Source organism: Burkholderia sp. R-40 (assembly GCF_049942845.1).
Lineage (GTDB): Bacteria > Pseudomonadota > Gammaproteobacteria > Burkholderiales > Burkholderiaceae > Burkholderia > Burkholderia ambifaria.
Map to the genome: position 1 here is coordinate 2,620,825 of NZ_CP187968.1, position 18,746 is coordinate 2,639,570.

General features: G+C 68.2%; 14 protein-coding genes and 1 pseudogene. 7 read left to right on the forward strand and 8 right to left on the reverse strand.

What is annotated here, in order from left to right:
- Positions 1-60: 60 nt before the first annotated feature.
- Positions 61-849, reverse strand: coding sequence for a Crp/Fnr family transcriptional regulator (locus ACP26O_RS28065; protein WP_175662828.1), 789 nt, complete (start codon positions 847-849; stop codon positions 61-63).
- Between the two features lie 216 nt (positions 850-1,065).
- On the opposite strand from ACP26O_RS28065, the gene ACP26O_RS28070 reads away from it, so the two are divergent.
- Entirely contained in the window at positions 1,066-2,718 is a 1,653-nt protein-coding gene (locus ACP26O_RS28070) for an acyl-CoA synthetase (RefSeq protein WP_175662827.1), read from the forward strand.
- Positions 2,719-2,772: 54 nt separating this feature from the next.
- On the opposite strand, the gene ACP26O_RS28075 is transcribed toward ACP26O_RS28070, so the two are convergent.
- From ACP26O_RS28075 to ACP26O_RS28085, 3 genes are all read right to left on the reverse strand, one after another.
- Entirely contained in the window at positions 2,773-4,755 is a 1,983-nt protein-coding gene (locus tag ACP26O_RS28075) for a methyl-accepting chemotaxis protein (RefSeq protein WP_175662826.1), read from the reverse strand.
- Positions 4,756-4,895: 140 nt separating this feature from the next.
- On the reverse strand, positions 4,896-5,327 hold the full coding sequence (locus ACP26O_RS28080; protein ID WP_006755377.1) for a YqaA family protein: 432 nt from the start codon (positions 5,325-5,327) through the stop codon (positions 4,896-4,898).
- Positions 5,328-5,384: 57 nt separating this feature from the next.
- Positions 5,385-6,044 (reverse strand): LysE family translocator, encoded by a 660-nt coding sequence (locus tag ACP26O_RS28085; protein ID WP_175662825.1) that lies wholly within the window; start codon positions 6,042-6,044, stop codon positions 5,385-5,387.
- A gap of 283 nt (positions 6,045-6,327) precedes the next feature.
- On the opposite strand from ACP26O_RS28085, the gene ACP26O_RS28090 reads away from it, so the two are divergent.
- A complete protein-coding gene (locus tag ACP26O_RS28090) occupies positions 6,328-6,810 on the forward strand; it encodes an Lrp/AsnC family transcriptional regulator (protein ID WP_006755380.1) in 483 nt (160 codons plus the stop codon).
- 720 nt (positions 6,811-7,530) lie between these two features.
- On the opposite strand, the gene ACP26O_RS28095 is transcribed toward ACP26O_RS28090, so the two are convergent.
- A complete protein-coding gene (locus ACP26O_RS28095; protein WP_175662824.1) occupies positions 7,531-9,195 on the reverse strand; it encodes an IclR family transcriptional regulator in 1,665 nt (554 codons plus the stop codon).
- A 177-nt stretch (positions 9,196-9,372) separates the two neighbouring features.
- On the opposite strand from ACP26O_RS28095, the gene ACP26O_RS28100 reads away from it, so the two are divergent.
- Both ACP26O_RS28100 and ACP26O_RS28105 read left to right on the forward strand, forming a co-directional pair.
- A complete protein-coding gene (locus ACP26O_RS28100; RefSeq protein ID WP_105832838.1) occupies positions 9,373-10,332 on the forward strand; it encodes an MBL fold metallo-hydrolase in 960 nt (319 codons plus the stop codon).
- 182 nt (positions 10,333-10,514) lie between these two features.
- Positions 10,515-11,894: an MFS transporter gene (locus tag ACP26O_RS28105; RefSeq protein WP_175662823.1), complete on the forward strand. Its 1,380-nt coding sequence runs from the start codon at positions 10,515-10,517 to the stop codon at positions 11,892-11,894.
- A gap of 206 nt (positions 11,895-12,100) precedes the next feature.
- On the opposite strand, the gene ACP26O_RS28110 is transcribed toward ACP26O_RS28105, so the two are convergent.
- On the reverse strand, positions 12,101-12,901 hold the full coding sequence (locus ACP26O_RS28110) for an SDR family NAD(P)-dependent oxidoreductase (protein WP_011658736.1): 801 nt from the start codon (positions 12,899-12,901) through the stop codon (positions 12,101-12,103).
- Positions 12,902-13,043: 142 nt separating this feature from the next.
- Between ACP26O_RS28110 and ACP26O_RS28115 the strand changes: the two genes are divergently transcribed.
- On the forward strand, positions 13,044-14,003 hold the full coding sequence (locus tag ACP26O_RS28115; protein WP_175662822.1) for a GlxA family transcriptional regulator: 960 nt from the start codon (positions 13,044-13,046) through the stop codon (positions 14,001-14,003).
- 13 nt (positions 14,004-14,016) lie between these two features.
- On the opposite strand, the gene ACP26O_RS28120 is transcribed toward ACP26O_RS28115, so the two are convergent.
- A complete protein-coding gene (locus tag ACP26O_RS28120) occupies positions 14,017-14,508 on the reverse strand; it encodes a 2,4'-dihydroxyacetophenone dioxygenase family protein (protein WP_011658738.1) in 492 nt (163 codons plus the stop codon).
- A 202-nt stretch (positions 14,509-14,710) separates the two neighbouring features.
- Positions 14,711-15,691: a LysR family transcriptional regulator gene (locus ACP26O_RS28125; RefSeq protein WP_244098908.1), complete on the reverse strand. Its 981-nt coding sequence runs from the start codon at positions 15,689-15,691 to the stop codon at positions 14,711-14,713.
- 105 nt (positions 15,692-15,796) lie between these two features.
- On the opposite strand from ACP26O_RS28125, the gene ACP26O_RS28130 reads away from it, so the two are divergent.
- A complete protein-coding gene (locus ACP26O_RS28130; protein ID WP_175701216.1) occupies positions 15,797-17,155 on the forward strand; it encodes an aspartate aminotransferase family protein in 1,359 nt (452 codons plus the stop codon).
- 48 nt (positions 17,156-17,203) lie between these two features.
- A pseudogene (locus tag ACP26O_RS28135) lies at positions 17,204-18,728 on the forward strand (CoA-acylating methylmalonate-semialdehyde dehydrogenase).
- Positions 18,729-18,746 lie beyond the last annotated feature (18 nt).

Consider the following 18,746-nt stretch of genomic DNA (forward strand, 5'->3'; position numbering starts at 1 on the left):
AACGGCTGCCGAACCGGATGCGCATGCCGCGCCGGCGGCGATTCGGTTCATCAGGCTCGCTCAGATCTGTTCCATCCCGACCCGCGCGAGCGCGGCCAGATCGACGACCTCGATCTGGTTGTACGCGAGCCGCAGCACGCCGCGCTTCTCGAGTTGCTGCAGCGCCTGGTTGATCCGCTGCCGCGACACGCCGACGAGCATCCCCAGTTCCTCCTGCGAGATCGCGAGCGACGGGCCGGTGTCCGGGTACAGGTCGCGGTTGAACAGCTGCGCGAGCGCCTGGGCGACGCGCGCGTCGACGTCGAGCAGGCGGCTGTTCTGGATCGATGCGATGAATTCGCCCATCCGGTTGTTGAGCTGATGGATCACGAAGCGCGTGAACGGCAGGCTCGTGTCGAGCAGCGCATGGAACGTGTCGACCGGCACGAACAGCACGGTCGAGCGCTGGACCGCGACGACTTCGTACTTGCGCAGCTCGCGCTTGATCACGCTGCCTTCGCCGAACCAGCCGCCCGACGGCACGCCGGAAAACGTGCAGCCACGGCCCGACGCGTTGAAGATCGCGAGTTTCAGCAACCCGCGATGCACGCCGATCCAGTACTCGGACGGCGCGAGCCGCTGCGCGATCACGTCGCCGGCCTCGCGCTGCTCGGCGCGCGACTGCGCGAGCACGAGCGCCTGGTGTTCCGGCGCCAGCGCGCGGAACCACGCGCACTGACCGAACAGCGCGGACAGCGCGGGAAGCGCGGGCAATGGGTCGGGTTCGAGCGGCGTGTCGGCCGGCGGATTGGCCGACGGGTGGGCCGAGATAGCGGTCGCGTCGGACGGCGCAACGAGAGGGTCGTGCATGGATGCGGGTTTGCGAGGATAGGGATAACGCGCAGCGCTCGACGCGCACTCTGTCGTTTCGATGACAGACGGCTCACAATAGCGCGCGTTAGGCTGTCGGCAATTGAACCATATCAAAACGAATCGGAGTGCATGCACTCCGGCTGGATACGAGATCGAGGCGTGCGCCGCGGCATCGACGCATGCGCCGATCGACGGAAAACGGGAGACAGGATCATGACGCAGATGTTCGAGGCCGGACTCGGCCGCCGCGACGCCAACTACGTGCCGCTCACACCGATCGATTTTCTGGTCCGCGCGGCCGAAGTCTACGGCGAGCGCCTTGCGATCGTGCACGGCGACGTGCGGCGCACGTGGGGCGAGACCCATACGCGGGCGAAGCAGCTCGCAAGCGCGCTCGCGCAGACCGGCGTCGCGCGCGGCGACACGGTCGCGGCGCTGCTGCCGAACATCCCGGCGATGGTCGAGGCGCACTTCGGCGTGCCGATGGCCGGCGCCGTGCTCAACACGATCAACACGCGGCTCGACATCTCGTCGGTGCTGTTCATGCTGCGTCACGGCGAAGCGAAGGTGCTGATCGTCGACACCGAATACGCGGATCTCGCGCACCGGGCGGCGCGCGAAGTGCCGGGCCTGAAGATCGTCAGCGTCGCCGACGCGATGCCGGCCGACCCCGCGCGCTTCGCGGGCGCGACCGACTACGAAGCGTTCGTCGCGGGCGGCGACCCCGACTACGCGTGGACGCCGCCCGCCGACGAATGGGAGGCGATCGCGCTGAACTACACGTCCGGCACGACGGGCGACCCGAAGGGCGTCGTCTATCACCATCGCGGCGCGTATCTCGCGGCGATCAGCAACATCCTCGAATGGGACATGCCGAAGCACGCGGTGTATCTGTGGACGCTGCCGATGTTCCACTGCAACGGCTGGTGCTTTCCGTGGGCCGTCGCGGCGCGCGCGGGCGTGAACGTCTGCCTGCGCAAGTTCGACGCGAAGACGGTGTTCGACCTGATCCGCAGCGAACGCATCACGCATTACTGCGGTGCGCCGATCGTGCAGAGCGCGATCGCGAACGCGCCGGCCGAGTTCCGCGCGGGCATCGATCACACGGTGCACGCGATGGTCGCAGGCGCGGCGCCCGCGCCGGCCGTGATCGCGAAGATGAAGGAGATCGGCTTCGACCTGCTGCACGTGTACGGGCTGACCGAGGTCTACGGCCCGGCGACCGTGTGCGCGAAGCAGGCGCACTGGGACGCACTGCCCGACGACGAGCGTGCGCGCCTGAACGCGCGGCAGGGTGTGCGCTATCACCTGGAAGCGGGCGCGACGGTGCTCGACCCGGACACGATGGCGCCGGTGCCGGCCGACGGCGAGACGCTCGGCGAGATCATGTTCCGCGGCAACATCTGCATGAAGGGCTACCTGAAGAATTCGAAGGCCACCGACGAGGCGTTCCACGGCGGCTGGTTCCATACGGGCGATCTCGGCGTGCTGACGCCGGACGGCTATATCCGCATCAAGGATCGCCGCAAGGACATCATCATTTCCGGCGGCGAGAACATCTCGAGCATCGAGGTCGAGGATGCGCTGTACCGGCATCCGGCCGTCGCGGTCGCGGCGGTGGTGGCGATGCCCGACCCGAAGTGGGGCGAGGTGCCGTGCGCGTTCGTCGAGCTGCGCGAAGGCGCGAGCGCGACCGAGGAGGAGATCGTCGCGCACTGCAAGCAACTGCTCGCGGGGTTCAAGGTGCCGAAGGCCGTACGCTTCGGCGAGCTCCCGAAGACGTCGACCGGCAAGATCCAGAAATTCCAGCTGCGCAACGAGGTGGGATCGGACAAGGCGATCGATCTGGCGGGGGACAAGAAGTAGTCGGGGCACCCGCGGTGGCCGATCGTCCATCGCCCGTTGTCCGTCAAGCGTCCATCAAGCGTCGCGTTCGAGCCGGAATACGCTGACCGCGTCCGACAGTTGCGCGGCCTGGTCGCGCAGCGCGACGGCCGCGCGTTCGGCATCCGCAATCAGCGTCGCGTTCTGCTGGGTCGCCTCGCCGATCTGCGTGACGGCCAGGTTCACCTGCTCGATGCCGGTCGATTGCTCGCGCGACGCGGCACTGATCTCGCCGATCAGCGTGCGGACCTGGTCGACCCGCGCGACGATGTCGCGCATCGTGCCGCGCGCGGCGTCCGCGATCCGGTAACCCTGTTCGACGGTCGTCGACGATTCGGTGCTCAGCGCATCGATCTCCTTGACCGCGGCCGCGCTGCGCTGCGCGAGCGCGCGCACCTCGGCCGCGACCACCGCGAAGCCCTTGCCGTGCTCGCCCGCGCGCGCGGCCTCGACGGCCGCGTTCAGCGCCAGGATGTTGGTCTGGAACGCGATGCCTTCGATCGCGCCGGTGATCTCGGCGATCCGGCGCGTCGCGCGGCCGATGTCGTCCATCGTCGCGACCACGCGCTGTACCGCGGCGTCGCCGTTCGTCGCGGCGGCCGATGCGTCCGCGACCAGCGCGTTGGCTTGCGCCGCATGCTCGGCGCTCTGCTGCACGGCGGCGGTGATCTGCTCCATGCTGGCGGCCGTCTGTTCGACGCTGCTCGCCTGCGTCGCGATCCGCGCGGCGATGTCGCCGCTGCCGGCCGCGATGCCGACTGTGCCGTGCGCGATGTCGGCCGAGCTGTTGCGCACCTGCGCGACGATTCGCGCGAGGCCGTCGCCGATCCCGTCGACCGCCTGCACGAGCCGGCCGATCTCGTCGTTGCCCGCGCTGCCGTGCGCGGCCGCGCCGTCGCGGATGCGCACGCTGAGGTCGCCCGCCGCATAGCGCTCGGAGGCCCGTGCGGCGGCTTCCAGCGGCCGGCTCACGAGGCGGCGCACGACGATGACGAACAGCGTCGCGAACGCCGCGACGAGCACGGCGCCGATCATCAGGAAGCGGTTGCGGGTGGCGCGCATGGTGGCGAGCAACTCGTCGTCGAGCGCGATGCCGCCGACGAGCCATTGCCACTGCGGAATCGTCGTGAACGACACGAATTTCGCGGTGGGCCCGCCATCGTGCGCGGCCGGGTCGGTCGACGTGTACGCGAGCCGGCCCTCGCCGGCCGCGAGCATCTGTGCATAGGGGGCGCGCGTGTCGTCGGCGGGTTGGCCGGCCGCATCGGGGTGCACGACGAAGGTGCCGCGCGACGGGCCCTGCGACGCATCGAGCACGAAGTAGTAGCCGTTGTCGCCGATTTTCAGCGAGCGGATGCCGTCTTCGACGAGCTTGAGCTCGGTGCCGATGTCGAGACCGACGAACAGCGCGCCGATCACGCGGCCGGTTGCGTCGGTCACCGGCTTGTACTGCGTGATGTACGGCCGGCCGAACAGCTTCGCGAGGCCCGTGTAGCTGCGGCCGGCGACGAGCGGCGCATACGCGGGGCCGGCGCGGTCGAGCTTCGTGCCGACGGCGCGTGCGCCGTCCTGCTTCTTCAGCGATGTCGTGATGCGCACGAAATCGTCGCCGTCGCGCGCGAAGATCGTCGCGATCGCGCCGCTTTTCTTCAGGAACTGGTCGGGAATCGCGTAATCGAGGTCGAGCGGCTGGCCGCCCGCGAAGAGGGTCGGCGCGGGAACGCCGCCGATGTCGACCGTGCGCGCCGGGTCGAGCGAGAAATCGGCCGGCAGGAAGCTCGCGAACAGCGACATCGAGCGGTTGGCCTCGGCGGTCAGCGCCTTGTCGAACAGGTCGACCATGGCGCGGATCGACTGCTCCTTGTCGACGATCCGCAGGTGCGCTTCTTCAGCAAGCTGCTGGCCGGCGAAATGGGCGAGCGTCCACGCGAACACGGTAAACAGCAGGGCGACGAGCGCGCACGCCAGCGCGGCCAGACGCGCGCCGACGCTCACCCGGCCCAATTGGGTCAGTCTCATGAAGCATCCTGAGTGGGGAGTGAGAAAGGGCGGAACGCACGCGTCACCGCTAGTCGTTGCTTAATACGGCAACTTTCGCGAAATCTTTAGTGCGGCGGCGTCGATGGCGGCCCGGCCGGCGCGCAAAGGAGCGGCGAACGTCAGTGCGTCACGAGCCATGCGACGGCCAGATAGCGGCCGACCTTCGCGATCGTCACGATCGCGAGGAAGCCCGGCAGCGGCTCGCGCAGCACGCCGGCGATCATCGTCAGCGGATCGCCGATCACCGGCGCCCAGCTCAGCAGCAATGACCAGCGGCCGTAGCGCGCGTACCAGCGTTCGGCGCGCGCGAGCGCGGCCGGCTTGATCGGAAACCAGCGGCGGTCGCGGAAGTGCTCGATGCCGCGGCCGAGCGCCCAGTTGATCACCGAGCCCGCGACGTTGCCGACGCTCGCGACGAGCAGCAGCGCCCACACCGGCTCGCGCCCGGCGAGCAGCAGGCCGGCAAGCACGGCTTCGGACTGGAGCGGCAACAGGGTCGCGGCGACCATCGACACGGCGAACAGGCCGCCGTAGGTGAGCAGTTCGGACATCGCGCGATTGTACCGGCCGTGGGTTGTGGGTCGAGCGGCCGGCACCGGCGCGCCCGCTCAGTTCCAGCCGACCATGATCGCGCCCATTCCGACCAGCAGCCCGCCCGTCACGCGGTTCATCGCGCGCATCCGTGCCGGCCGCCGCAGCGCCCGGCTCAGCCGGTGCGAGAACAGCGCCATTGACGCGACCCCGCCGGCGAACAGCAGCGCGAAGGTCGTCGCGAGCAGCAGGAATTGCGCGTTCAGGCTCCAGTCGGCGTTCGGGACGATGAACTGCGGAAAGAACGACGGGAAGAACAGCAGCGTCTTCGGGTTCAGGCCGGAGGTCGCGACGCCGCGCCAGAACAGTGCGCGGCCGGTGTCGGTGTCGGTGTCGGTGGCGGCGATGCCGGTTTGCGCCGATACGGCGGGTGCGGCGGATGCGGTTGCAGGCGCACGGCTGAGCCATTGCTTGCAGCCGAGCCACACGAGGTAGGCGGCGCCGGCCCAGCGCAGCACGGTTAGCGCGTGCTCGTCGAGATGGACCAGCGAATTCAGGCACAGCGCGGTGAGCGCGAGTTGCAGCAGCACGGCGAGCGTGCCGCCCCACACGCAGGGCAGCGCACGGCGCCAGCCGGCGCGCAGCGCCTGGTTCATCGTGAGAAGGTTGACGGGGCCGGGGGCGTAGATGAGGACGGCGGATGCAGCGAGGAACGACAGATAAAGCCTGAACGACATGACGGGAAGGACGGGAACGGGGAGTCGGGCGCCGGCCCGGCCGCCGGATAGGCGCGCGGGCGGCGGGCAATCGCATGCCTGCATGTCCGGCGCCGCAACTCGTGATTGCGGCCAGGCGTCCCGCTGCGAAGGGGTTGTCGCGGGGAGCGTGCCGGACAACAGGCATGGAGAAAATGTATCAAGCCGGCCGGTTAAAAGGCTTCCTGTTTTCCAGCAAAACGGAGCCGAAACCGGAATCCTGTTCAGCTAGAATGCGGATTTCAAGTAGAAGATTCTTCTCGCCATGGCTACTCGCGAACGCACGCCGAAAACCCTCGACAACCAGGACCGCAAGATCCTCGGTGCACTGCAAAAAAATGCGCGTCTGTCGAACGCCGAACTGGCCGAACAGATTGGCATGTCGACCACCGCATGCTGGAACCGCACGCGGCAGCTCGAACTCGACGGCTACATCGACGGCTATGTCGCGCTGGTCAACCAGCGCATGCTCGGCTATGCGGACATCGTGATCCTCGAAGTCACGCTCGATCGCCACGAAGACGACGCGCTCGCGCGTTTCGGCGCCGAACTCGCGGCGTTGCCCGAAGTGCTCGAGGCCTACCTGGTGTCGGGCGAATACGACTACTGGATCAAGGTCGCGGTGGACGGGACGGCTGGCTACGAGCGCTTCCTGCGCGAGAAGCTGTACCGGATTTCGAGCATTCGCCACAGCCGCTCGATGTTCGCGCTGCGGTGCATGAAGGACGTGCCGTCGATTCAGGTGTGACGACGGCGAAGACGGAGCCGCGCGTCATCGTGAGGATGAGGTCGCGATCGCGTTGAGGAAGGGCGGTAATCGGGCTGTCGCGGCCAATGCGCGCGGCCCGGAGCCGGATAGAGGCGGGAAATTCGAGCAGCGCGGAAAAACGGACGAATCTTCCGTGCCGACGCGCTCGGTACTGGCACCGCCACTGGCATCCGCATCAATAGCGCCCACATCGCGTGAGCGCATCACGCATATCGGGGCCGTTCGGCCCTTTCTACAATGTCCGTCGGGACACCGATGCCGGACGCGGCGGCCTTTCGGCGCGCGTCCCGGCAAGCGGATCAACCGGACATCATGCCGCCGGTCGGCGGCCAGTCGCGGCGTTCAGCGCGGCAGGCGTGCGTGCGCTTGGGCGATGATTTCGCAGTTCTCGAGGTGCAGTGCCCATGCTTCTGCAAGCAGTTCGCCAATACGTGCGAGCCAGCCAGCGGATTGGGTGGAACGATCGGAGATGTTAGACGTTTGCATGACGAAGCCCCGTATAGGTGGCGAGTTAGGGATAACCCTAATCATAGAGGAACGTCACCGCTTTGTGAAATGTGATTTCGTTATATGAGAATTACTGACAATTTGTGTTGCTGCTCCGCAACATGAGCCGCGTCCGTCATCGTCGTTACACAGTGGACAGACGTGACGAGGCCGCGGCGAGCACGGCCTCGCAATGAGGAAGAGGAAGGAACGTCAGGGCGACGATGACTCGCCGATCCACCCGAATCGCCACGACAGGCGGCGCGTCGCGGCGAGCAGCGTATGTGCGAGCGCGCTGTCCGGCCCGCGCGGGAAGCCGCGCGACGAGCCGATGATCGCGATCACGAGCCGGATGCTGCCGGTGTGATCGAACACGGGCGCGGCGATCGTCCCGATCCCCGGCACCGGCGCGTCGAACGCGAAATCGAGTTCGTCCGTGCGGATCGTCGCGAGCCGCGCGCGGAACGCGTCGTCGACCTCCATCGCGCGGCCGGCGAGGCGCACCGGCTCGTCGGCCAGGAGGCCGGCCAGCACGTCGTCGGACATGCCGGCCGCGAAGATCCGCCCGATCGCGGTATTCACGAGCGACATCACCGTGCCGACCTGCAGGCTCACATGCTGCGGCCGCGCCGATTCCTCGAGGCGGATCACGGTCGGCCCGAGCGGCCCGAGAGTCGCCGCGGCGACGCTCATGTCGGTCGCGGCCGCCAGCGCGACGATCTCCGCTTCGGCATCGCGCGTCGGCGACACGCGCTGCATCGCGATCAGGCCGAGCGCCTGACCGAGCGGGCCGCCGCCGAAGCAGCCGGCATCGTCGCGGCTCAGCAGGCCGATCTTCTGCAGGCTCACCAGATGCGGGAACGCCTTCGCGGCCGGCATGCCGGCCGCCGCCGCGAGATCGCGCAGCGGCAACGCACGGCCCGCCGACACGAGCGCGAGCAGCAGGTCGCCCGTGCTGTCGAGCGCGTTGATGCCGCGCTGGGCTTTCGTGTCGTCGGCGAGCGCGGGCGGCAGGCGCTGCACGGACGCAACCGCGGCCGGCGCGCCCGGCTGCGCGTCGCGTCCGGCGTCGAGCGACGCGGTGGCCTGCCGCGCCGCATCGCGCAACGCGGTCGCGATCGGGCCGTCCCAGCCGACATCGATCGACCCGGTCGAACCAATCACCGTCAGCGCGAGTTGCAGGCGGCCGTCCGCGTCCAGCACCGGCACGCACATCGCGCTGACGCCGGGGCTCGGCCGGTCCACGCCGCGCTCGATCCCGCGCGCGCGGATCGCATCGAGCTCGGCCTGCCACGCGCCGGCATCGGACGTGGGCTGCTCGCCTTCCGCGCCCGCGAGCGTGTCGCCGGCGCCGGCCTGGCTGGCCGCCATCGCGTCCAGCAGCGCGGGGTCGCCGAACGCGCGGAACACGCGGCCGGTCGCCGTCGTATCGAGCGACATCACCGAGCCGACGTGCAGGTTCACATGCAACGGATAGCCGCCGTGCTCGATGCGCACGATCGTCGGCCCGAGCACGCCCGGCACCGACAACGCGACGCTCAGGCCGACCGCTTCCGCGAGCCGCGCCGCGTGCGGCAGCGCCGCACGATAGGCCGGCTGACGTTCGATCGACATCAGGCCGAGCCGCAGCGACAGCGGCCCCGGCTCGTAGTTGCCGGTGAGCGCGTCGCGTTTCACGAGCGCGAGCCGCGTCAGGCTGACGAGATAGGTATGCGCCTGCGCGGTCGACAATCCGGCCGCGGCCGCCAGCTCCGACAGCCCGAGCGGCTTGCGCCGGCGCGCGAGCGCGTCCAGCAGCCGGCCGCCGACCTCGACGCTCTGGATCCCGCGCTGCGCCTTGGGCGGCGCGTCGTCTGCGCTGACTTCGTGGTTCTGCACGCGATGATTCTTCCGTTGACGAAACCCCGCATGGTATCCGACGCCATTTGACGCGCCAGCCCGCAGGTTTACCCGTATTGGACAATAGCAAGCGACTTTGTCATTGACAAATAATCGATGCAGGTCGATGATCCACTCACTCCCCTCAACACATGGCTCGAAGCCACGGAACGCAACATGGCCAAAGCATTCGCATCGCAAGCCGATCTGGAAGTGAAGAAGATCACCTGGACGCAGCTGTCCGAGAACGCGTACGCCTATACCGCCGAAGGCGACCCGAACTCGGGCGTGATCATCGGCGACGACAGCGTGCTGATCGTCGATACGACCGCGACGCCCGCGATGGCGCAGGACCTGATCGCGAAGATCCGCAGCGTGACCGACAAGCCGATCAAGCACGTCGTGCTGTCGCATTACCACGCGGTGCGCGTGCTCGGCGCGTCCGCGTATTTCGCCGAAGGCGCGCAGCACGTGATCGCGAGCCGCGGCACCTATGAAATGATCGTCGAGCGCGGCGAGGCCGACATGAAGTCGGAGATCGAGCGCTTCCCGCGCCTGTTCGCGGGCGTCGAGACGGTGCCGGGCCTGACCTGGCCGACGCTCGTGTTCGAGCGCGAGATCACGCTGTTCCTCGGCAAGCTCGAGGTGAAGATCATGCACGTCGGCTCGGGCCATACGAAGGGCGACACGATCGTCTGGCTGCCGTCGCAGAAGGTGCTGTTCTCCGGCGACCTGGTCGAATACGACGCAGCCTGCTATTGCGGCGACGCGCAGCTCGAACAGTGGCCGACCACGCTCGAGGCGCTGCGCGCGCTCGGCGCGGAAAAGCTCGTGCCGGGCCGCGGCCCCGCGCTGCTGAATCCGGCTGACGTGAACAAGGGCCTCGACTATACGAAGGACTTCGTGACGACGCTGCTCGCGCAGGGTCGCAAGGCCGTCGAGCGCAAGCTCGACCTGAAGGCGTCGATGGCGCTCACGCGCGAAGCGATGGATCCGAAGTTCGGCAACGTGTTCATCTACGAGCACTGTCTGCCGTTCGACGTGTCGCGCGCGTTCGACGAGGCGAGCGGCATCACGCATCCGCGCATCTGGACCGCGCAGCGCGACAAGGAAATGTGGGACGCGCTGCAGGACTGAGCGGGTCACGGCGGCGGGGCGTCCGGGCGGACGTCCCGCCGTTTTCCTGACGGCCCCTGAACGGCGGCGGCATTGCGCCGCGGCTTCCGGAGCCGACTTCCGATCTCACAAGAAAGCAGGGCGCATGCACGCCCTCGGAGACTGCTGCGCGCTCGAATCGCGCGGCCCGTTTGGAGAGAGACATGCCCCAATCGCTTCCCGCCAAAGCGACGATCGCGCACGCGAGTGCCGCGGCGTCGGCTTCCGCATACGAATCCGCGCCCGCATCCGATGCCGGCGACGCGCTGCTGTTCCGCAAGATCGCGTGGCGGATCGTGCCGTTCCTGTTCCTCTGCTACGTCGTGTCGTTCCTCGACCGCATCAACATCGGCTTCGCGCAGCTGCAGATGAAGCACGACCTCGGCTTCAGCGATGCGATGTATGGCCTCGGCGCCGCGGTGTTCTATGTCGGCTACGTGTTCTGCGAGGTGCCGAGCAACCTGCTGCTCGCGCGCTTCGGCGCGCGCCGCACCTTCACGCGGATCATGCTGCTGTGGGGCATCGCGTCGACCGGAATGATGTTCGTGTCGCAGCCGTCGCATTTCTACGTGCTGCGCTTTCTGCTCGGCGTGTTCGAGGCCGGCTTCTTTCCCGGCATCGTGCTGTACCTGACCTACTGGTTCCCGGCGAACCGGCGCGCGGCGGCGATCTCGGTGTTCTTCGCGGGCGTCGCGGTCGCGGGCGTGCTCGGCGGCCTGGTGTCGGGCTGGATCATGCGCGACATGAGCGGCGTGCTCGGGCTGCACGGCTGGCAGTGGATGTTCGCGATCGAAGGCGCGCCGGCCATCGTGCTCGCGGGCTTCGCGTTCACGTACCTGGTCGACCGTCCGCAGGACGCCGCGTGGCTCACGTCCGACGAAAAGGCGCGCGTCGCCGCGCTGTGCGGCGACAGCCGTGCGCACGGCGCCGGTCATGGCGCGCACGACACACGCAGCCTGCTCGCCGCGCTCGCGAACCCGCGCGTCTACCTGTTCGCGTTCATCTACTTCTCGCTGACCTGCGCATCGCTGACGCTCAATTTCTGGATGCCGCTGATGATCCGCGACTTCGGCGTGACCGACGTCGTGGCCGTGAGCCTCTACACGGTCGTGCCGAACGCGGTCGGCGCGGTCGGCCTGATCCTGATCGCGCGCCGCTCGGACCGCACCGGCGAGCGCCGCAAGCACTTCGCGTGCTGCACGATCGGCGGCGGGCTCGCGCTCGCGGCGCTGACGCTGCACCTGCACAGCTTCGCGGCGATGCTCGCGTGCCTGTCGATCGCGGCGACGCTGATCTTCGCCGCGCTGCCGATCTTCTGGGCCGTGCCGACCCGCTACCTGTCGGGCAACGCGGCCGCGGCCGGGATCGCGCTGATCAGCAGCATCGGCATCACGAGCGGCATCGTCAGCCCGTGGGTGATCGGGCTGATCCGCACGCGCACCGGCAGCATGGATCTCGCCGTGTATCTGCTGGCCGCGCTGCTCGCGCTGAGCGGCGCCGCGCTGATGCTGGGCGTGAAGGGCGAAGGCGCGCAGCGCGCGTGAACGTGGGGCCGGTCGCTGCCGGCGGGCGTCGTTGTCGTTGCACGGACATGCGTGGCAAGCGGCGCGAAACGGGTTTGGGGTGACGAACCGGGTGCGTGGAATGCGTCGAGGCGTTTGACGACGACCGGCGAGCCGGCCGTCATCGACGCGCTTCGATTCGACAGCCCCGCGCCCGCGCATGGCGGGCGCGATGCCGATATTGCCGACTAGCGCGCAGCCGCGTAGCGCGGCGCCGGCGAATCCGTCGACAGGTGCGGCGCCATCGTGCGGCGCGCGGCCTCGTACGCATCCCATTCGTCAGCCGCATGCAGCGACGGAATCGTCACGAGTTCGCCGCGCTCGAAGCCGACCAGCGCCGCGTCGACGAGGTCGGACGCCGACATCACGATCTCCTTCGGCAGGTGTTCGAGCGGCAGGCCGCCGGTCTGCCAGAAGTCGGTGGCCGTCGCGCCGGGCAGCACGGCCTGCACCTGCACGCCGTGGTCCGCGAGTTCGTGATGCAGCGACTGGCTGAACGCGAGCACGAACGCCTTGCTGCCGCCATAGACGCCATTGAGCGTTTCCGGCGACAGCGCGACGATCGACGAAATGTTGATCACGGCGCCGCGGCCGCGTGCGACGAAGCCGGGCACGGCCGCATAGGTCAGGCGGGTGAGCGCGGTCACGTTCAGGTCGATCAGCCGTGTCATCGCGTCGACGTCGCTGTCGAGCAGCGGCGCGTGCGTGCCGACGCCCGCGTTGTTCACGAGCAGCGTGATGCTCGCGTCCTGCTTCAGCTTCGCCTCGACGGCGGCGAGCTCGGCGCGGTCGTTGAGGTCCGCGCCGACGATTTCCACGCTGCGCTGCGTGTCGTTCGTGATGCGCTCGGCGAGGGCGGTCAGCCGGTCGCGGTTGCGCGCGACCAGGATCAGGTCGTAGCCGCGGCGCGCGAGCCGGTCGGCGTAGATTGCGCCAATGCCCGACGATGCGCCGGTAATGACGGCGGTACCGCGATGTGCTTCAGTCATGATGTCGCTCCGTTGCGAAGAAAGGGTGAGTGCGTGAAGGCATTCTGGCTTCGAATCACGGCGACGCAAATGACGTAGATAGGTATGATTTCGGACATCGGGGCGGTCATGATGACCGTCGCCCCCGGCACCGGAGACACGCATGCACCGAATCGGCTTTCTGATCAGCGACGGCTTCCAGATCATGGCGCTCGCCGCGCAGTCGGTGTTCGAGTACGCGAACATGGGCGCCGGCGAACCGTTCTACGTGCTGGACAACTATTCCGTCGACGGCGGCGACGTGCGCTCGTCACTTGGGTTGCCGGTCGCGACGCGCGCGCTGAGCGGGCGGCTCGACGTCGATACGTGGATCGTCGCGGGCGTCAACGATCCGGTCGCATCGCCGGCGCCGGCCGGCGTCGTCGCGTTCCTCCGCCACCCGAACGCGCGCGCGCGGCGAATCGCCGGCATCTGTACCGGCGCGTTCGTGCTCGCCGAGGCCGGGCTGCTCGCGCAGCGTCGCGCGACGACGCATTGGGCGTACGGCCGCGACATGCAGAAGCACTTTCCGGAGGTTCGCGTCGAGGAAGACCGGATCTATATCGTCGACGGTCCGATCTGGACGTCGGCCGGGATGACGGCCGGCCTCGACCTGGCGCTCGCGATGGTGGAAAAGGATCTCGGCGCGGACGCCGCGCGCTCGGTCGCGCACAAGCTCGTGATGCACCAGCGCCGCGCGGGCGGGCAGTCACAGCATTCGGAAATGCTCGATCTCGCGCCGAAATCCGACCGGATCCAGAACGCGCTGAACTATGCGCGCCAGCATCTCGGCCGCGCGCTGACCGTCGAGGAACTTGCCGACGCCGCGCACCTGAGTCCGCGCCAGTTCAGCCGCGTGTTCACGCTCGAAACCGGACAGTCGCCGGCGAAGGCGATCGAGCGGCTGCGGCTCGAGGCCGCGCGGCTGATGATCGAGCAGAGCCGGCATTCGCTCGACGTGATCGCGAAGGAGAACGGTTTCCGCGACCGGCGCCACCTGCGCGATGCGTTCGTGCGCGGCTTCGGCGTGCCGCCGCAGGCGGTGCGGCGCGACGCGCGGGCGGACGAGCGCGAAACGGCCTGAATAGGCGCGCTGTTCAGCGCGTGACGAACGCCGTGGCGTCGTGCGGCGCCGCGCGTGCATGCTTGCGCTGGCGCAGCAGCGCGACGCGGCAATTTTCGCGCGCGGTCTCGCGGCCGTCGTCGTCGAGCAGCACCAGGTCGCCGCGCATCACGTTGAGCGTGATCACGTCGTCGCCCGGTGCGCCGAGCGTTTCCGGCGTATGCACGGACCCGGCCGGTTCGAGCACCGTGGATCCGGCCTGCGCGATCCAGTCGTACTCGCGGTAGCGCCACGCCCCCTGCAACGTATGGACGAACACCTCGCCGTCGTGACGATGGCGCGGTAGCGTGCCGCCGGCCGGCATCTTCAGCAGCGCGGTCAGCGTGTCTTCCGCCGCATTGATATGCAGATACTTGATCGCGAGCCCGGGCAGGTCGGCGCTCATCGGCAGCCACGGCAGCGCGTCGCCGGGTAGGCACGAAATCGGCGGCAGGTCGGTGGGGAGCGGGGCGGACGGCTGCGTCATGGCGGGAGGCGGAGCGGAAACGGGGAGTGCGCATTATCGCAGAGGCGGATCGGGCCGCAGGGCTGACGCGGATTGCCCCCGCTGGGCGCTCGGCGTCGGCGCGGCGTCCGGGTTCGCGGCCGCGCTGGTCGCCGTGGTGTTCCTGATCAAGATGACGCGACAGTCGCTGCCTGACGGCGGCGCCAGCGAAGCCTGAGCCCGGCTACGCGTCACCGCCGTCACCGCCATCGCCATCACCGCCCAGCCGCACCGCCGCATGCGCAGCTTCGAGGCACGACTGGAACAGCAGCGCCGCGCGTGACGGCCGCGGCGAGCGTCGCAGCAGGCTCACGAACCGGCACCGGTAGTTGAAGCGGTGCGGCGCGATCGCCTGCATCAATCCCTTGTTTTCGAAGCTCTCCGCGTAATGGTCGGGCAGGAAGCCGAGGTACCGGCCCGACAGGATCAGCGTCGCGATCGATTCCTGGTCAGAGGCCGTCGCGCTGCGCGTGAGCTTCGCGCGATGGCTCAGTTCCATGTTCGGCGAATGGAAGCCCAGCCCCGCGAACGCGTGGTTGCGGATCGTCGTCCACGTGAGCTTGCCGTGCGGCGCGTCGAAAAGCGGATGCTGGCGGCCGCAGTACAGCAGCATCCGTTCGTCGAACAGCTCCGAATACACGAGGCTCCCCGAACTGCGGTGCGCCGGGATGATCCCGACCTGATAGCTGCCGTCGATGATCCCGCGCTCGACCTCGTTGATCGACGCGACATGCAGATTCAGCGCGACGTCGGGCGCCTCGTCCGCGAACTGGCGGATCGCGTCGCCGAGCCGCGCCTTCGGGTTGGTGGCCGTCTTGTCGAATACGGCGATGTGCAGTTCGCCGCCCATCTTGTCGTGAATGCCGTCGATCCGGCTGCGAAATGCTTCCATCGACGCGAGCAGCCGCAGGGTTTCCTCGTACACCGTTTGCCCCTCGGCCGTCAGCGTGAAGCCCGCGCGGCCGCGCCGGCATAGCACGAGGCCGAGGCGCGTTTCGAGATCCTTCACGTGCCGGCTGATCGTCGAGATGCCGATATTCAGTTCCAGTTCGGCCGCCGCCATCCCGCCGCACTGCACGACGCCCTTGAAAACCCGCAGCAGCCGCAGATCCATGTCGCTGAGCTGCCCGAGCAGCGCGCGGCTCTTCGGTTTCTTTGCTTGCATAGATGAGCAAGTGAACATTGATATTGCGATATTCAAAAGACTAATTGGCCTCCCGACAATGCGCAACATCAACACAAGCACGAGGGGCGCGCCGCGCCGACCGACATGACCAATACGATCACCACCCGCCAGCAGGACGAGACCGACCTCCGCACCGACGCCGCGTGGCTCGACGCCCACTGGATGCCGTTCACGGCGAACCGCCAGTTCAAGTCGGACCCGCGCATGATCGTGTCGGCCAAGGACGCGTATTACACGGATGGCGAAGGCCGCAAGATCTTCGACGGCCTGTCGGGTCTGTGGTGCACGGGCCTGGGCCACGGCCGCGCGGAAATCACGGAAGCCGTGAGCCGCCAGGTCGCCCAGCTCGACTACGCGCCGGCGTTCCAGTTCGGCCATCCGAAGTCGTTCGAGCTCGCGAACAAGATCAAGGACCTGACGCCGGCCGGCCTCGACTATGTGTTCTTCACCGGCTCGGGCTCGGAAGCGGCCGACACGTCGCTGAAGATGGCCCGCGCATACTGGCGCGCGAAGGGCAAGGGCACGAAGACGCGCCTGATCGGCCGCGAGAAGGGCTATCACGGCGTGAACTACGGCGGCATCTCGGTCGGCGGGATCGGGCCGAACCGCAAGCTGTTTGGCCAGGGGATCGACGCCGATTTCCTGCCGCACACGCAGCTCGCCGAAAACAAGTTCTCGCGCGGGATGCCGGAGAACGGCGCCGAGCTCGCCGACCGCCTGCTCGACCTGATCGCGCTGCACGACGCGTCGAACATCGCGGCCGTGATCGTCGAGCCGTTCTCGGGTTCGGCAGGCGTCGTGGTGCCGCCGAAGGGCTATCTGAAGCGCCTGCGCGACATCTGTACCGCGCACGACATCCTGCTGATCTTCGACGAAGTCATCACGGGCTTCGGCCGTGCCGGCGCGATGACGGGCGCCGACGCGTTCGGCGTGACGCCGGACATCATGAACTTCGCGAAACAGGTGACGAACGGCGTGCAGCCGCTCGGCGGGGTGATCGCGACGAAGGAAATCTACGACACGTTCATGGCCGTGGGCGGCCCCGAATACATGCTCGAGTTCCCGCACGGCTATACGTACTCGGCGCACCCGGTCGCCTGCGCGGCCGGCATCGCGGCGCTCGACCTGCTGGTGAAGGAAGACGCGGTAGCCCGCGTGCGCGATCTCGCGCCGCATTTCGAGGCGGCCGTGCACGGGCTGAAGGGCCAGCGCCATATCACGGACATCCGCAACTACGGGCTGGCGGCCGGCCTGACGATCGCGGCGCTGCCGGGCGAGCCGGCACGGCGCCCGTACGAGATCGCGATGCGCTGCTGGGCGAAGGGCTTCTACGTGCGCTACGGCGGCGACACGATCCAGCTCGCGCCGCCGTTCATCTCGGAGAAGCGCGAGATCGACAACCTCGTCAACGCGTTGTCCGACGCGCTGAACGAAGTGGACTGAGCCGCGGCGCGCCCGTTGCGACAACCGAATTCACGAAAGAGCCAGACAATGAAACACGACAGCAATGTGACCTCCACCGTCGGCCACCTGATCGACGGCAAGCGCGTCGACGGCGGCAGCCGCGTGCAGCCGGTGTTCGACCCGGCGACGGGCCAATCGCACAAGAGCGTCGCGCTCGCCGACAAGCTGACCGTCGAGGCCGCGATCGCGTCCGCGCAGGCCGCGTTCCCGGCGTGGCGCAACACGCCGCCGCTGAAGCGCGCCCGCGTGATGAGCCGTTTCAAGACGCTGCTCGAGGAGCATGCGGACGAACTGTGCGCGCTGATCACCGCCGAGCATGGCAAGGTGCTCGCCGACGCGATGGGCGAACTGCAGCGCGGGATCGAGAACGTCGAATACGCGACCTACGTGCCCGAGCTGCTGAAGGGCGAGCACAGCAAGAACGTCGGCCCCGCGATCGATTCGTGGAGCGAGTTCCAGGCGCTCGGCGTCGCCGCCGGCATCACGCCGTTCAACTTCCCGGTGATGGTGCCGCTGTGGATGTGGCCGATGGCCGTCGCGTGCGGCAACACGTTCGTGCTGAAGCCGTCCGAGCGCACGCCGTCGTCGACGCTGCGCATGGCCGAGCTCGCGCTCGAGGCCGGCCTGCCGCCGGGCGTGCTGAACGTCGTGAACGGCGACAAGGAGGCGGTCGACACGATCCTGACCGACGCGCGCGTGAAGGCGGTGAGCTTCGTCGGCTCGACGCCGATTGCCGAATACATCTATTCGACCGGCTGCGCGCACGGCAAGCGCGTGCAGGCGCTCGGCGGCGCGAAAAACTTCGCGGTGGTGATGCCCGACGCCGACATCGGCAACGCGGTGAACGCGCTGATGGGCGCCGCGTACGGTTCGTGCGGCGAGCGCTGCATGGCGATCCCGCTGGTCGTCGCGATCGGCGATGAAACGGCCGACCGGATCGTGCGACGGTCTGAAGGCCGAGCTCGAGCAAGATGATGATCGGCCCGGGCAATGTCGCCGGAATCGACATGGGGCCGATCGTCACCGGCGAAGCGCATTTCGACAAGCTGATCGAGGCTACGTCGAGCAAGGCGTCGAAGCGGGCGCGACGCTTGTCGTCGATGGCCGCGGCGTGAAGGTCGACGGCCACGACGGCGGCTACTACCTCGGCCCGTGCCTGTTCGATCACGTGAAGCCCGGCATGCCGATCTACCAGCACGAGATCTTCGGGCCGGTGCTCGGCGTGATCCGCCTGAAGTCGCTCGACGAGGCGATGGCGCTGATCGACGCGCACGAATACGGCAACGGCACGTGCCTGTTCACGCGCGACGGGGAAGCTGCGCGCTACTTCAGTGACAACATCCAGATCGGCATGGTCGGCATCAACGTGCCGCTGCCGGTGCCGGTCGCGTATCACTCATTCGGCGGCTGGAAGCGCTCGCTGTTCGGCGACCTGCACGCGTACGGCCCGGATGCGGTGCGGTTCTACACGAAGCGCAAGACGATCACGCAGCGCTGGCCGTCGGCCGGCGTGCGCGAAGGGACGGTGTTTAGCTTCCCGTCGAACCGCTGACAAACGCTGACGCGCGTT

Coding starts and splice junctions, on each gene's coding strand:
- ACP26O_RS28070 (WP_175662827.1), top strand. CDS start 1,066: ATGACGCAGATGTTCGAGGCCGGACTCGGCCGCCGCGACGCCAACTAC.
- ACP26O_RS28085 (WP_175662825.1), bottom strand. CDS start 6,044: ATGTCGTTCAGGCTTTATCTGTCGTTCCTCGCTGCATCCGCCGTCCTC.
- ACP26O_RS28100 (WP_105832838.1), top strand. CDS start 9,373: ATGGCCAAAGCATTCGCATCGCAAGCCGATCTGGAAGTGAAGAAGATC.
- ACP26O_RS28065 (WP_175662828.1), bottom strand. CDS start 849: ATGCACGACCCTCTCGTTGCGCCGTCCGACGCGACCGCTATCTCGGCC.
- ACP26O_RS28080 (WP_006755377.1), bottom strand. CDS start 5,327: ATGTCCGAACTGCTCACCTACGGCGGCCTGTTCGCCGTGTCGATGGTC.
- ACP26O_RS28075 (WP_175662826.1), bottom strand. CDS start 4,755: ATGAGACTGACCCAATTGGGCCGGGTGAGCGTCGGCGCGCGTCTGGCC.
- ACP26O_RS28105 (WP_175662823.1), top strand. CDS start 10,515: ATGCCCCAATCGCTTCCCGCCAAAGCGACGATCGCGCACGCGAGTGCC.
- ACP26O_RS28125 (WP_244098908.1), bottom strand. CDS start 15,691: ATGCAAGCAAAGAAACCGAAGAGCCGCGCGCTGCTCGGGCAGCTCAGC.
- ACP26O_RS28115 (WP_175662822.1), top strand. CDS start 13,044: ATGCACCGAATCGGCTTTCTGATCAGCGACGGCTTCCAGATCATGGCG.
- ACP26O_RS28130 (WP_175701216.1), top strand. CDS start 15,797: ATGACCAATACGATCACCACCCGCCAGCAGGACGAGACCGACCTCCGC.
- ACP26O_RS28110 (WP_011658736.1), bottom strand. CDS start 12,901: ATGACTGAAGCACATCGCGGTACCGCCGTCATTACCGGCGCATCGTCG.
- ACP26O_RS28090 (WP_006755380.1), top strand. CDS start 6,328: ATGGCTACTCGCGAACGCACGCCGAAAACCCTCGACAACCAGGACCGC.
- ACP26O_RS28120 (WP_011658738.1), bottom strand. CDS start 14,508: ATGACGCAGCCGTCCGCCCCGCTCCCCACCGACCTGCCGCCGATTTCG.